The organism is Thalassospira profundimaris (genome assembly GCF_003326755.1).
In the GTDB taxonomy this organism is placed as follows: Bacteria; Pseudomonadota; Alphaproteobacteria; order Rhodospirillales; family Thalassospiraceae; genus Thalassospira; species Thalassospira profundimaris_B.
In genome coordinates this window covers 106,710-120,876 of record NZ_JPWH01000015.1, presented here as the reverse complement: position 1 = coordinate 120,876, position 14,167 = coordinate 106,710, and the positions used below count along the sequence as shown (strand labels likewise).

Sequence of the window (14,167 nt, the reverse complement as noted above, 5' to 3'; positions counted from 1 at the left end):
GCCGGTTTGTGAGGGCCGTCCACACCATCAAGTAAGGCGCTGATTTCGCTGTCCTGACCATTATATTTCCTATATAAAACATGGTGTTGAAGGCTGCGAGGGGCGCGTTTCATGGATCACCCAGAGGGTGCGGGCTTGCAACGGGCAGATCGGGTGGATTTCGACCCTCGCGTGCGGCTGGAATTTCGCGGCACGCAGCTCAGTTCCGACGGCGGCCTTCTGGTGATGCGCGAGCTTGATGACGCGCTCGGGTTGTCCGATTTGGCGTCAGCGGCGCTGCGCGATACTCGCTCTGGCAAGAACACGGTCCATCGGCTCGACGGCCTGTTCCGGCAATCAGTCTTTGGGCGGCTGGCCGGATACGAGGATGTCAACGACGCCAACCGTCTCGCCTGCGATCCGGTCATGCGCCAAGTTGTCGGCGGCAGAGCGGTCGATGCACAAGCGGCCTCGGCATCGCAGATGGGACGGTTCGAGACCGAGACGCTGGCTCTGGCCGGGAACCGTGCCGCGCTGGCCGACCTGAACGGGCAATGGATCGACCGGTTCCATGACCGTAACGGGCTGAAGTACATCGTTCTGGACATGGACAGCTCGGTCAGCCCGACCCATGGCGACCAGGAAGGGTCCGCCTGGAATGGCCATTTCGACTGTAGCTGCTATCACCCCAACTTTCTGTTCAACCAGTTCGGGATGCTGGAACGCTGCGCCCTGCGCCATGGCAACGTCCACAGCGCCGATGGCTGGCGTGATGTTCTCGACCCCGTCATTGCGCGCTACGCGGAGCGCGACCTTGGTGGCAGGTTCTTCCGGGCCGATGCTGCCTACGCGATCCCGGCGATCTATGAGCGATTGGAAGAAGCGCGGTTCTTCTACGCCATCCGGCTGCCCGCAAACGCGGTCCTCAAGGACAAGATCGCGCATCGGCTAACGCGCCCTGTCGGGCGGCCGTCACTGACCAAGGTCAAGCGGTTCTTCGAGGAATTCGAGTATCAGGCGGCGTCCTGGGACAAGGAACGCCGGGTGATCGCCAAGATCGAATGGCATCCGGGCGAACTGTTCCCGCGTGTCGGCTTCATCGTCACCAACCTGCCGATGGAGCCGGACTGGGTGGTGCGGTTCTACAACCAGCGCGGCACCGCCGAGCAGCACATCAAAGAGGGCAAATACGCCTTTCGCTGGACGCGGCTGTCGTGCCGGAAGTTCCGCGACAATGAGGTGCGGCTGCAACTGCACGCCCTGGCGTACAACCTGGCCACCTTCTTGCGCTGCATCGAGCTGCCCGAGGCCATGGCCGACTGGTCGTTGACCAGCCTGCAACTGAAGCTGATCAAGATCGGGGCACGTGTGGTCCGTCACGCCCGCACCATCACCTTCCAGCTGGCCGAGGTCGCTGTCACCGGCACGATGGTACGCGCCATCCTCGCCGCTATCCGCCGATTGCGAGCGCCACCGCTATGCGCATGATCGCGATCCACGCTCAAACTGAACGAAAGCGGCTGGACAGATCTGTCCGCTGCGCTGAAAAACGCCGCCCCTGGGCAAGGAAACAGCGGCTTCGCGGTCTGATCCGTCCAGATCCAGCAGTCTGCGCGACCGCAAGTGCCGCTTGCGGCAGAAAATCCTTGTCTAGCGCTCGGATATAGGCGATCTTCACCTCAAACGACACGCCACTTGGGGAATGCAGGTGAAAACGTTCAAAACGCCGCCAGTCAGTTCATTCACCTGTCCATCTCCGGCGTCATCATGCCGCGATTGCTGGCCGTCGACCAGCCCGTCGATGCATCTGAGCATTCAAAGAGGGCGGTTGACGCTTTTCTGGGGGTATATGGCCGACGCAATGACTTATAGCGTGGGAGGCCCAACAGCTTGCCTTCTGGTGCTTCGACAGGTGCCATGCCGCGCCTCAAGGTGACGGATCCGGTTGAACACTTGACCCGGATGGTGCCGGACACTAGCTACCCACGCAGATGCACCGACCGGACGGTACAGTTTTGAGTGAACACATGACCCCAGCAGAAACCAGAAGCGCGTCTCGCAGGATACTGTCTGCTGCGCGCGTGATCGCCGCGCGTGCAGGTGCGGGAAAGATAACGATCGACGCGGTTGCAAAGGAGGCGGGCCTCAGCAAGGGGGGCGTGCTTTACAATTACCCGACAAAGAAGGCCCTGCTCTCGGGGCTGCTCGATGCGATGTTGGCCGAACACCGGGAGCTGCTGGAGAGCGTGCCGGAGCGGCACCCCGCGCGAACCCTGCGTGGTCATCTCGAAACGGTTCTGCAATCGCAAGAGGTGGATGATGACCTGTCGATGGCGATCCTCGCGACAGCGGCGTCAGATCCGCAACTGCTCGATCCGCTGCGGGGAGAATTGAGCGACGACATCGGGCGTATCCTGTCCGACACACAAGACCCGCAGGGTGCCATGGTGGTTTTTTGGGCGATTCAGGGGGTGCGCTTCCAGAAACTTCTCAAGCTGCCAGACGGCGGGGCGGATCTCCGTGGTCGCGTCATCGAAAGATTAAGGACCCTGATCGATGAACTCGAATAGAATGAAGCAGAGCTGGAAACGGATCGCATCGGTTACCGTGATCGCGGCTGCGGCGCTGCTGGTTTTGTCGGTGTTTCCGGCGCTCCGGACCGATGTCCGGGCCCAGACAACGACTGACGCGACAAAGCCTGCGGCCGAAACCAGCGAGGGGGCTGAACACGACCGGAAGGTCACAGTAGAAGTGACCCGAGCAACAAGTCGCACCGTCACGCGTGGCCGCACCGTTGCCGGGCGGGTCGCGCCAGCCCGCACCGTAGACATCGCTTTCCAGGTTTCTGGACAGGTCCTGCGCCTCGAGGTGGATCCGGGCGACAAGATCAGCGAAGGCGATCTGATCGCGGAACTCGATCCGGTCGATTTCGAACTTGCGGTGGATCGGGCGCGGGCCGCCTTTGACCTGGCGAAATCCGAGTTCGAGCGCGCGAAAAGCCTTGCCGAACGGGGGGTTGCGGCCGAAGCGCGCTTCGAAACGGCCAGCGCCGAATACGCGCAGGCCGAAGTTACGCTGCGCGAGGCCGAGCGGCGCCTCTCACAGACGCAGATCATCGCGCCTTTCGATGCAATCGTGGCGCGCACCTTCATCGAGGAATATGTCAACGTCACCTCCGCGGCGCCGGTTGCGCGTCTTCAGGATGTCAGCGAGATGCGGATCATGATCTCTCTGCCGGAAGAATTGGCGGCGGTCGCACGCAGCGCACCCGACGCCTTCGATCTCGTGGCAAGTTTTCCAGCCGTGCCCGGCTACACGGCTCCGCTCATGCTTCGGTCTTTTGCAACCGATGCCGACCGCACGGCGCAGACCTACGATGTGGAATTTGCCATCCGGGGTGATGTCGACTCGCGTCTTCTGCCGGGGATGACGGCCAGGGTGCGTCTTTCAAATGCGGCGGCCGAAGCCAGTGCACAATCCGCCATGGTCCCCGTGTCGGCGATCGATACCTCTAGCCGAACCGAGCCTTCGGTCTGGATTTACGACGAAGAGTCGGGGCAGGTCACGCGCCGGACCGTGCGTCTGGGCCTTCCCGTCGATAACGAGATCGTGGTTCTGGAAGGTCTCCAAGGCGATGAACTGGTCGTCTCCGGCGGGTGGTGGCGGCTTCGCGACAATCAGACCGTGACGGTTGCGGGGCTCTGATCCCGCCCCCTTGACAGGACACGAACAGATCCATGGCATTCAGCATTTCCGGCGCAAGCATCCAGAGGCCCGTGGCGGTCTGGCTCCTCATCCTTTTTTGCCTTCTTGGCGGGTATTGGGGGCTGAACACCGTGAGCCGCCTTGAAGACCCGAGTTTCACGCTCAAGACCGCGCTAGTCTTCGTGCCGTATCCCGGCGCGACAGCAGTCGAGGTCGAGGAAGAGGTCTCTGACGTCATCGAAAACGCGCTGCAGCAGATGAAGCAGCTTGACCGGGTCGAATCCAAGTCGATGCCGGGCATGGCGCAAATCACCGTGGAGATCGAGGGCACATATGGCCCGGATGAGATTCCGCAGGTCTGGGACGAGATGCGCCTGCGCATCCGCGACGTGGAGGGTGACCTTCCGAAAGGCGCACGCGCGCCCATCGTCAACGATGATTTCGGCGATGTTTACGGCATGTTCTACGCGGTGAAAACCGAAGGTCTGACCCCGCGCGAAGAGCGGGATCTGGCTACGCGATTGCGGCTGGGGCTGGTGACCGTCGACGGTGTCGCCAAGGTCGAGGTTCAGAGCCTCACCGAAGAGGTGATCACGATCTCGATTCCATCCGCGCGCCTGACAGAGCTGGGCCTTCCGCCCAACCAGGTTCTGAGCGTGCTGAACGATGAGAACCTTGTCTTCGATAATGGCGAGATCACCGAGGGGCCGGCCCGGATAGGACTGTCCGTGCCGCCAGGTTACGTGACCCCCGAAGGGATCGAGGAGTTGCGGCTTGGCGCGGCCGGAGAGGTTGGGCAGGTCGCGATCCATAATATTGCCCGCGTCGCCCGCGACGAGGCGGAACAGCCCAGTCAGATCATCCGGCAGAACGGCACCGCGGCCTTCACCCTCGGGGTGTCGGCGCTGACGAACCGAAACGTGGTCGAAGTTGGCGCGGCAGTCTCGGCCCGGCTTGAGACGTTGAAGGCTGAGTTGCCGGAAGGTGTCGAAGTCACGCCGATCTACGAACAGCACGTCGTCGTTGATCAGGCCGTCTCCAGCTTTCTCCTGAGCCTTGCGATGTCGGTCGCCATCGTTGTCGGGGCGCTGATGATCACAATGGGCTGGCGCGCCGGCCTGGTGGTCGGCACGACGCTCGGGCTCACTGTGTTCGTCACGCTGTTCTTCATGTCGGTCTTCGGGATCGCGATGGAACGGATCAGCCTTGGTGCCCTGATCATCGCGATGGGGATGCTGGTCGACAACGCCATCGTGATCACCGAAGGAATGGTGATCGGCATGGCGCGCGGAAAGAGCGCGATAAAAGCTGCGGCCGAGACCGAAAGTTCCACGTCCATTCCGCTGCTTGGAGCCACCGTGATCGGGATCATGGCCTTTTCCGGGATCGGACTTTCGCCGGACTCCACCGGCGAGTTTCTGTTCTCGCTCTTCGCGGTGATCACCATCTCGCTGCTGATGAGCTGGATTCTGGCTGTTACGGTCACGCCATATCTCGGCATGCTGCTGCTCAAGGCGCCAAAAAAAAATACCTCGGATGATCCCTACAAGGGCGCGTTCTACGCGATCTATCGCGGGTTGCTCTGGCTCGTGCTGCGCGCGCGTGTGCTGGTTGTGCTTGTAATCGTGGGAATCACGATTGTGTCGGTGATGGCCTTCGGGCAGGTCAAGCAGGCCTTTTTCCCGGCGTCAAATACCCCGCTTTTCTATGTCGAATTCCAGATGCCGCAAGGGACCGACATCAACGTCACCGACCGTGAAATGAAACGGCTCGAACAGTTGATCCTGTCTGAAGACAAGGTGACCGACGTGACGACCTTGGTGGGGCGCGGCGCGAGCCGATTCATGTTGACATACAACCCGGAGCAGGCAGATGCCAGCTATGGCCAGCTTATCGTTCGTGTGGCCGACGCCGAGGCGATCCCGGCTATGGCCAATCGATTGAATCGTGATCTGCCGGCCGAATTTCCCAACGCGCTCGTCCGGGTCGAAGAGCTTGTCTTCGGCCCGCCCTCCGGTGCCGATGTGGCGGTCCGGTTCTCTGGTCCCGATCCGGTCGTTCTGCGCCAACTCGCCGACGATGCATTACGGATATACGAGGCCGCCGGCACAATTACCAACCCGCGCACCAATTGGCGCCAGCGCGAAATCCTTGTTGAGCCGATCGTCGATGAGTCGCGCATGCGGCTGGCCGGGGCCACGCGCAGCGCGATTGCCGATACCGTCCGCTACGGAACGTCGGGCTTGCGGGTCGGTGAATTGCGCGAAGGCGACGAGGTCATCCCGATCCACCTGCGGCTGCCCGCGACCGAACGGGACGGGGTTGACCGCGTTCGGGATCTGTCGGCCTGGTCCGATGGTGCTGGCACCTACGTTCCCATGGCCAACCTTGTGGAACGGTTCGAGCCGCGCCTCGTCGAGGCGCTGATTCACCGGCGCAACCGCGAACGCACCATTACTGCCCTTGGCGGTGCACGGGCGGATCTCACCGCCGATGAGGCCTTCAAAAGCGTGCGGGCCGAGATCGAGGCACTCCCGCGTCCCGACGGCTACAGCATGGAGTGGGGTGGCCAGTATGAAAGTTCAACCGACGCCCAGACCCGCCTTGGCAAACAGCTTCCCCTAGCCTTCCTTGTCATGCTGACAATCTCCATTCTCATGTTCAACAAGGTGCGCCAACCCCTCATCCTTTGGCTTGTCGTGCCAATGTCCGTGACGGGCATGGTGCTCGGGCTGCTTTTCACCGGCCTGCCTTTCACCTTCACTGCTCTGCTCGGCTTCCTTTCGCTGTCGGGAATGCTGATGAAGAACGCGATCGTTCTGGTCGAAGAGATCGACGTTCAGCGCGCAGAGGGTGTGGCGGATTACAAGGCAGTGATTGACGGTTCGGTCAGTCGTCTACGCCCTGTGGTGCTCGCCGCAGGCACGACGATCTTCGGCATGATACCCCTGCTGCCGGATGCGTTTTTCGCGTCTATGGCGGTGACGATAATGGGTGGCCTCGCGTTTGCCTCGGTGCTGACCCTTGTCGCCGTGCCGGTACTTTACGCACTTCTTTTCCGTATCCGTCCACCAAAAGAAGAAAGCACCGACTCGAAAACCGGAACAGCCTCTGGTTGAAGTGGTTCATGTGAGAACGGCGGTGCAAAATTAGACCACGGTAGCGCCGTCGTATTGGCGGTGCGGGCGGCGTAAAAGTCGTCCACTTTTTCCCTTCTTGCGGCAGCAGGGAGGGCGAGGAGATTTACACCGTGGAACTTTATCTGAAGGTCAGGCTGGCGCGCAGCGAGGGGATGAGCCAGCGGGATCTGGCGCGCCATTTCAACATATCGCGCGACAGCGTTCGCAAGATGTTGGCGTTCTCATCGCCGCCGGGATACCGGCGCACGAAGGAGATCAAGCGTCCCAAGCTTGATGGGTTCAGCGAGATCATCGACGGCTGGCTTGAAGAGGACAAGAAGTTGCCTCGCAAGCAGCGCCACACAGCGAAGCGGATCCACGAGCGGCTCAAGGCGGAACACGAGTTCACCGGCGGCTATACGATTATCAAGGACTACGTTCGGCAGCGTGAACGACGCACCCGTGAGATGTTCGTGCCGCTGGCGCATCCGCCCTGCTGATTGTGCGCGGTAAGGTCGAGGGATGCTCGCTGGAACGGTTTGAATCCGCCACCGGCCTGAAGCTGATGGACAGCAATGGTGTGAAGGACGAACTACCGCCGATCACCACCTTCCTCAATCGCCTGCTGGCGCTGACCATCGAATTGCAGGGCATCCTGTTCTCGGCCTTCGAACAGCTCCTGCAGGCGCGGATCGACGGGGCGATTGCATCCGGCACCTATGACATGGGACTGGAAACGCTGAAGGCGGAAAGCTTCATCGTCACCGACCGGCAGGTGATCCACACCCATCCGGGCACCGGCGCGGAAACGCGGCTCCTGACGCTCACCGAGCGCAAGCGCAATCAGCCGGTCACGCTCAATGCAGCCCTGGCGGAACTGGATGATCCCCGCGCAAGATTGCTCATCAACGAGCGATCCGGTCGCGCCGCCGTGCAGATCCCCACCACCAGCGTCATGCTGGATGATGGCGAGATCGAGCGCCGTGTGCGGTTGATCCGGCCGATGGAAGCGGTGAGCATCCCCATGCGGACAATGGATGAGACCCATTGGGGCGAGGCGGACCAGGCTTCCTTCGCCACGGCCTGGAACGCGGAACTGGCAGAGGTGCCGGAGTTCACCGACAGCATCCTGCATATGGTGACTGGGCTTCTGCTGCCGATCTGGAAGCGCCTGCCGCAGGACTCCTCCCGGGTCTATCGGCTCCAGACCGACGAGGGCGAACGCATCATCGGTCGCCGGGTCTCGCCGGCATGGGCTACCAATGCTTCGACCAGTGGCGTCACCAGCAGCCTGACGCCGGATGCCGCTTATGCCGCGTTGATCGAAGGCCGCACGATCCTTGATCTCACCGAGGGGCTGCAACTGCGACGCGTCCGGGTCATGGGCGCCAACCGGATCGAGCTCACCGGCTTCACCGATACCATGCGCGATCGGCTGCGAACCTATGGTCTCTTCAGCGAGATCATCTCCTGGAAGCTACGATTCTTCGTGCCGGTGGGCGCATTGGGGCCGGAGATCATCGGCAAACTGCTCGACCGCTTCCCCGTCGAGCGCATCTCCGAGCGGGTGGCTGCGTGATGGCGCGTCTCAACGCTTCCGAACTGGCGCAGCGTCTCGGTCGCCAGGCCGAGGCGGTGTGCCGCCACTATCTCTCGAATGGGCGCAAACAGGGCAATTACTGGCAGGTTGGGGATGTACGGAACACTCCCGGCCGTTCAATGTTCGTCCGTCTGACCGGGCCGGAGGCTGGTAAAGGGGCTGCCGGCAAATGGACCGATGCTCAGAGCGGCGAGCATGGCGATCTGCTCGACGTTATCGGCGAAACCCTTGGCCTCATCGATTTCGCCGATATTGCTGAAGAAGCGCGCCGCTTCCTCAGCCTGCCGCATTTTGAACTGGAGCCTCAGTCCCGCAGGGCTCAAACACCGCCAGCACCATCGGGATCGTCCGAGGCGGCCCGTCGCCTTTGGCGCATAACGCAGCCTTTGATCGGCAGCCTCGCGGAGACGTATTTACGCGGACGCGGCATTACGGATTTACGCGGAACCGCGAACCTGCGGTTCCATCCGACCTGCTACTGGCGACCCGAGGGCGATGCGCCGACAGAGGCATGGCCCGCCATGATTGCCGCGGTGACCGACCTCGATGGCAAGATCACCGGCGCGCATCGCACCTGGCTCCAACGTGACGGCTCTGGCAAGGCGCCTCTTGATCCGCCGAGAAAGGCAATGGGAGACCTGCTCGGAAACGCCGTCCGGTTTGGCGAGGCGGAGGATGTCATGGCGGCAGGCGAGGGGATCGAAACCATCCTCTCGCTGCGGCAGGCATTGCCGATCATGCCGACGGTCTCCGCACTCTCGGCCGGACATCTCGCTGCTATCCTGTTCCCGCCGCATCTGCGCAGGCTCTATATCGTCCGCGACAAGGATCCGGCAGGTGACGCCGCGCGGGACAGCCTGGTGGACCGGGCCATCGAGGCCGGGATCGAGGCCATCACGCTCTCGCCCATGCTGGGAGATTTCAACGACGATCTCGTCAGCTTCGGCCTGGAGGCGCTTCGGGCGCAGATCCGGGTGCAGATTGCCCCTGAGGACGTCAGCCGTTTCACATAGCGCGCACAATATCCAGAGAGGGCCGTGCTCGGAGATGACCGATCCCGCCATGGGCAAGGGGTTGCGGCACCTCGGCAAGGGGGCCGCGCCTTGGCCTTCTTGAGAGGGCGAGCGGCCCACAAACGCTCCGGCCCAGCAATGGCGGCGCCCGACTGATTTCCGTCGGCGGGCAGGCCCGCCTTTACAGCGCGAAGCAAATCAGCCGGGCTTTGCCATCAAGGTCCTGAGCCAAAGGGCTCGGACTGCCAGGCCGGAGCGTCCGTGGGCTTGTCGTCGCCATGAAGGCCGCGACGGTCGCGGTCCAGCCGAAGGACACATCCCATGTATGCCCATGACGAATTCGACCCCGATCACAGCACGTCTCCCACCGGCCATGTCGTCGAAGAGCTCGAACTCTATGGCTACCGTCCCGCCGAGGGCGAGGCCGATCCCCGGATCACGCCCGAGGACAACGCCATCCAGGGCGCAGTTGCCGACATCTTCGATGCTCTGATCTCCACCATGGCCGACACCAGCCTCGATTTCGACCTAGACGAGATCATGTGGTCCACCGTCAACACCTTCCACCGCGCCGTCGAGCGGATCGAACGCAAACTCGACGACAACGAGCAGGCTCAGAAGCGTCTTCAGCGCGAACAGGACGGAAGCGAGGTGAAATCCGTCCAGTTGGAGACCCTGGTCGGCATAGGACAAAACCTGATCGAGCGCCGGGACAGCATGGAGACTTTCCGGGACACTGCCGCCGACCTCTTCCTGCGCACAACCGGCACGCCCTGGTCGCCGCGCTCCGGATCACGGGTCAACCATCGCCAGGTGACCTCGGCCATGATCGACAGCCGTGACTTCATCGCCGCAAAGCGCAGGGCCGACAACGAGGTGCTGCTACCCGCCGGGCCGAAGATCGCCTTCTCGGGCGGCGACACCACCGATCACCGGCTGATCTGGGCCAGGCTCGATCAGGTCCATGCCAAACACCCCGACATGGTGCTCCTGCACGGAGGTTCGCCGAAAGGGGCGGAACGCATCGCGGCCACTTGGGCCGACAACCGCAAGGTCGCGCAGGTCGCTTTCAAGCCCGACTGGACGAGACACGCTAAGGCCGCGCCCTTCAAGCGCAACGACCGGATGCTCGATACCATGCCGATCGGGGTTATCGTCTTCCCCGGAACCGGCATTCAGGAAAACCTCGCCGACAAGGCACGCAAGATGGGCATCCCGGTCTATCGCCTGGCGGAAGGCGGCGCGTGAGCGCTGCCTTTCTTTGAAACACACTGGAACGACAGGTTTGGGGCAGTCTCCAGCCTGTCTGTTTGACGGAGCCCGATCGGGTTGCCATCACTCACAACCTCCGCTCTTCCGCGCTGGCCGTCACCATTCCCCGGGGCCGCTCTTGGGAACCTATCATGCGTTCATTCACTAAGGAGAGGACCCCAACTGCAGGAGATTCAGCTCAGGGTATATCGGGTGCCTTCAGTCTGACGTATTCTGAGCGATCTTGTCTTGGATGAAAGGGAAACGGACCGTGGTAAGGCTATCGAGATCGTCAAAAATCACGGAAACTTGGCTTGGGGACCGACAGCCGGGAATCGCAACGACGTTGGCACCCTGAGCCAAAACCCATGCCAACGCCTGGGGCGCGGAAACCAACTCCCTAAACTCCATTTCGTTACCAGAACCATCGCGATGCGGATGCCCGCTTGTAGAGCGCTGCGCAAAAGCCAACATTGATGTCCTGAGATCATCTGGCTCTGAAGGTTCTGAACCTGTTAGGAAACCTCTCCCTAATGGGGAGAAGGCCATGAAGCAGGCCCCCCGCGCCGTGGTGGCAGCGACTTCCTCGATCTTCTGGCCGGTCACCAAGGACAGCTCGTTTTGCACAGCGCTAAGGGTGTGTTCCATCGGTCGCCCTGCGATTTGATCGGCAGAAACGCTGGAGAGCCCGAACTCGCCGACCTTGCCTGCGGAGATCAGATCCTCGATGCAGGCCTGAACTACGTCGTCCGGCGTATCGGGATCGCTACGATGCTGGAGTAGAAGGTCGATACGATCACGCTTTAGGCGCCTCAATGAGGCCTCGACAGACTGCCTGATCGCTTCGGGCCGACTATCGCGATATAAACTACCCCCAGCATCGGAATAGAGGCCGAACTTGGTGACGATGGTCGTAGTGGGGAGGCCGCAGAGCACTTCGCCCAACAACTTTTCGTTCGCGCCGTTGCCATACAGCGGTGCTGTGTCAAAAAGCGTGACACCGTTATCTAGGGCCGCGGTGATCGTCGCGACGGCTTGCTCACGGTCAACGGCTCCATAAATCCCGGTCAGCGCCATGCAGCCGAGGCCTAGGCGGCGCTTTCCCGCGAGTGCGATCGCCCGGTCTTCAGCGATCCTAGCAGGATCATTATGCTCGCGAGCCATATTCAGACACCGCGGTGTTGGTCGTCGAAAGCTGCGATGGCGAGCGCCAACGCTGCGTCCGCGCCGCCATAGCGAAGAAGGTGGCGGTCGGGCATGAACCTATCGACCACTCGGGCCACCTCCTCGGCGGCCCTCACGCGAAAAAGCACATCCCCGTCTCGCCCCTCACCGAGTTCGACGGATGGATCAAGTACCGTAACGAAAGCGAGGTCGTATTCGGGCGCCCAAGCCTCGCAGATCCTCTCCAGTGCCTGTAAGCGGGCCGGTGCTATCGACCTGGAGGTGTGCAGGAGCGCAGCCTGAAGGTATCCGAGAGCGTCCGTCACAGGACGGTCCACGAGGATGACGTCTGCCGAGATGGTGGCCTCGGTTTCCAGCTCGATGGCCCTCGCAATCAGCCAGGCCGTGCTTTCAAAGGTGTGGTCCGTAAGGATCGGGAAGCCTTTCTGCTTGGCATTGGCCGCGCTGTCGTGGACGTAGACCACGGCAAGCCCGCGCTGCTCAAACAGCTCCTTCAGCCGTGTGAGGAAGGTCGTCTTGCCGGTGGAATGCGTTCCTGCGACCGCAATGCGGAATGGTGAGCGTCTCATAGAAACGAGCCCTGGGCGCTGTCGAGAATGTCCGCACCGGCAAGAATCGCGCGCTGGTCTTCCTCTGTCCGGTCACGCAGCATGTGGTCCAGAAGGATAGCTGACAACACCGCATCAAAGGGAGCAGAATGGCTGTTCCCGCCGGTGATTTTCTCAGCCCGTGGGCTCAGGCCCAGCTTGGATCCGAGGTACTCCAGCCCGTGCTTCTCCTCTGCGGGGAGTAGGCGCCGCGCGATCTTTAACGTGTCATAGGCCGCTGTGGGTTCCCACCCTTCAAGTGCCTGGCTGAGGATGTCTACCTCGACTTTGACATTATGACCGACGATGGCCTTGTCCTCCAGCCACATTAGGACGTCATCGGCCACATCCTCGATATCGGGCGCATCGACCACGTCCTCATCCCAGATGCCATGGATGTGGGATGCCATCGGGGAGATGCCCTTCTTCGGCTTGAAGCGCCAATGCTTGCGGCGCCCGGTCAGGGTCAGCCCCTTCATCTCGGCGATCGCCAACTCGACGATCTCAGGGGGAGATTTTCCGCTGCCCTCTACATCGACAGCCCACATTATCTCGTTCAATTCCAGCCCTCCTCGGCGCGGCCGTGTCGCTCAGGCAGATGCGGCTGCGTACGATCATGTACCTGGAACCCTAAGGAATGCTGGATGAAATAGCGCTGCTGCTCGGTGCTGCCCTCAACAATCACCTTTCCTTCAGATACTTCAATCCGTCCAGGGTCCAGACCGACCATCTGGACGAGCGATGACAGCCGGTTGGGTGAGGGCCTCCGATGCCCCGCCGCGCAGATCCTGATCTGGTCCGGCGGGCAGATGTCGCATATTTCCCGGATGCCATAATGACCGTTGTAATCGGCTTCGCCGTGCGCGTAGGCGATACCACAAGAGGTCTTGCGGAAAATCGGAGCGCCAAAGTATCGACGCAGGATGTGTTGCTCGACCTCGCGCGGGAGGATCTTGCGCCTAGGCACGTCATGATAGATATCTTCGACACCTGCGGAGCGAAAGTGTGCGCGGATTTGCTCCCGATGAAACAGGCCAGTGAAGACGGTGGCGTCTGCGAAGCGCGACAGCGCACTAGCCCTGGCGATACATTCATCGGTGTCGTTCACACCGGCTATTATAGGGCGCCAGTAGAGGATCCTCTTTGTACGGCTGGCATGCTTACAAAGTACCTCAAGCGACCTTTCCGCGATTACGCTATCGACCGGTTCGAGACGAGGGTCCGCAATGCCAGACCAAGTCACCAGAACCGTGACCTTGAGATGACGTAGGCGCTCAAGGCGCTCGGCATCCTCAGGCGTGACCTTCCAGCGGGTGATTACTAGCACGTGATTTCCAAACCCATGCCCATCTAGCAGTTCGAGAGTGTGCAGCATGTGCTGCTTCACGAGAGGCAGAAAGGGGTCAGTCGCGCGATTGAATATTTGGACGGGGGTGACATGAGGAACAAATGCCCAATGCGAGATCAACGCGCTTACAGCCTCTTCATCATCCACCACGAGGTGGGGCCGCTTCATCTCGAAGTTGTCGAACATATGCCGTACGCAGTAGCCGCAATCGAGCGGGCACCCGACAACGTGGTTCAGACTGAGGCCGGACTTTCGGTATTCTACGACATTGCGAAGGGAGGCGGGGAGATTCCTGGGTGCTTTTCTAAGATGCCTTTCCCGCTCCAGATCGCCAACCGCTTCCATTGCAACTTCCTCCTCAATCCCGTGTCCTTTTCGCC

General features: G+C 61.4%; 12 protein-coding genes and 1 pseudogene. 9 read left to right on the top strand and 4 right to left on the bottom strand.

What is annotated here, in order from left to right; genetic code table 11:
- Positions 1-111: 111 nt before the first annotated feature.
- The 9 genes and pseudogenes from TH25_RS17095 to TH25_RS17055 all read left to right on the top strand — a co-directional run bounded on the left by TH25_RS17095 (position 112) and on the right by TH25_RS17055 (position 10,664).
- Positions 112-1,467, top strand: a complete 1,356-nt coding sequence (locus tag TH25_RS17095; protein ID WP_006473457.1) for an IS1380-like element IS1247 family transposase — start codon at positions 112-114, stop codon at positions 1,465-1,467.
- Positions 1,468-1,602: 135 nt separating this feature from the next.
- Complete coding sequence (locus TH25_RS25745) at positions 1,603-1,851, top strand: TetR/AcrR family transcriptional regulator C-terminal domain-containing protein (RefSeq protein ID WP_366652678.1); 249 nt, start codon at positions 1,603-1,605, stop codon at positions 1,849-1,851.
- Between the two features lie 155 nt (positions 1,852-2,006).
- Entirely contained in the window at positions 2,007-2,549 is a 543-nt protein-coding gene (locus TH25_RS17085) for a TetR/AcrR family transcriptional regulator (protein ID WP_064790333.1), read from the top strand.
- Positions 2,536-3,684, top strand: a complete 1,149-nt coding sequence (locus tag TH25_RS17080) for an efflux RND transporter periplasmic adaptor subunit (RefSeq protein WP_220151442.1) — start codon at positions 2,536-2,538, stop codon at positions 3,682-3,684. Before TH25_RS17085 ends, TH25_RS17080 begins: the two co-directional genes overlap by 14 nt.
- Positions 3,685-3,716: 32 nt before the next feature.
- Complete coding sequence (locus tag TH25_RS17075; RefSeq protein WP_114089514.1) at positions 3,717-6,803, top strand: efflux RND transporter permease subunit; 3,087 nt, start codon at positions 3,717-3,719, stop codon at positions 6,801-6,803.
- Between the two features lie 131 nt (positions 6,804-6,934).
- Positions 6,935-7,294 (top strand): annotated as a pseudogene (locus tag TH25_RS17070) (IS21 family transposase); the annotation flags it as partial.
- Between the two features lie 11 nt (positions 7,295-7,305).
- Positions 7,306-8,382: a strawberry notch C-terminal domain-containing protein gene (locus tag TH25_RS17065; RefSeq protein WP_404969429.1), complete on the top strand. Its 1,077-nt coding sequence runs from the start codon at positions 7,306-7,308 to the stop codon at positions 8,380-8,382.
- A complete protein-coding gene (locus tag TH25_RS17060) occupies positions 8,382-9,416 on the top strand; it encodes a DUF7146 domain-containing protein (RefSeq protein ID WP_064790304.1) in 1,035 nt (344 codons plus the stop codon). Before TH25_RS17065 ends, TH25_RS17060 begins: the two co-directional genes overlap by 1 nt.
- A 321-nt stretch (positions 9,417-9,737) precedes the next feature.
- Positions 9,738-10,664 (top strand): DUF2493 domain-containing protein, encoded by a 927-nt coding sequence (locus TH25_RS17055; RefSeq protein ID WP_064790305.1) that lies wholly within the window; start codon positions 9,738-9,740, stop codon positions 10,662-10,664.
- A 222-nt stretch (positions 10,665-10,886) separates the two neighbouring features.
- Here TH25_RS17055 and TH25_RS17050 read toward each other — a convergent pair whose 3' ends face one another.
- Genes TH25_RS17050 through TH25_RS17035 form a run of 4 tightly spaced genes read right to left on the bottom strand, consistent with a single transcriptional unit; the run spans position 10,887 to position 14,132 of the window.
- Entirely contained in the window at positions 10,887-11,831 is a 945-nt protein-coding gene (locus tag TH25_RS17050) for an aldo/keto reductase (RefSeq protein WP_064790306.1), read from the bottom strand.
- A gap of 2 nt (positions 11,832-11,833) precedes the next feature.
- Positions 11,834-12,421: an AAA family ATPase gene (locus TH25_RS17045; protein WP_064790307.1), complete on the bottom strand. Its 588-nt coding sequence runs from the start codon at positions 12,419-12,421 to the stop codon at positions 11,834-11,836.
- A complete protein-coding gene (locus TH25_RS17040; RefSeq protein ID WP_082923594.1) occupies positions 12,418-12,999 on the bottom strand; it encodes a 3'-5' exonuclease in 582 nt (193 codons plus the stop codon). Before TH25_RS17040 ends, TH25_RS17045 begins: the two co-directional genes overlap by 4 nt.
- On the bottom strand, positions 12,996-14,132 hold the full coding sequence (locus tag TH25_RS17035) for a hypothetical protein (protein WP_064790309.1): 1,137 nt from the start codon (positions 14,130-14,132) through the stop codon (positions 12,996-12,998). Before TH25_RS17035 ends, TH25_RS17040 begins: the two co-directional genes overlap by 4 nt.
- Positions 14,133-14,167 lie beyond the last annotated feature (35 nt).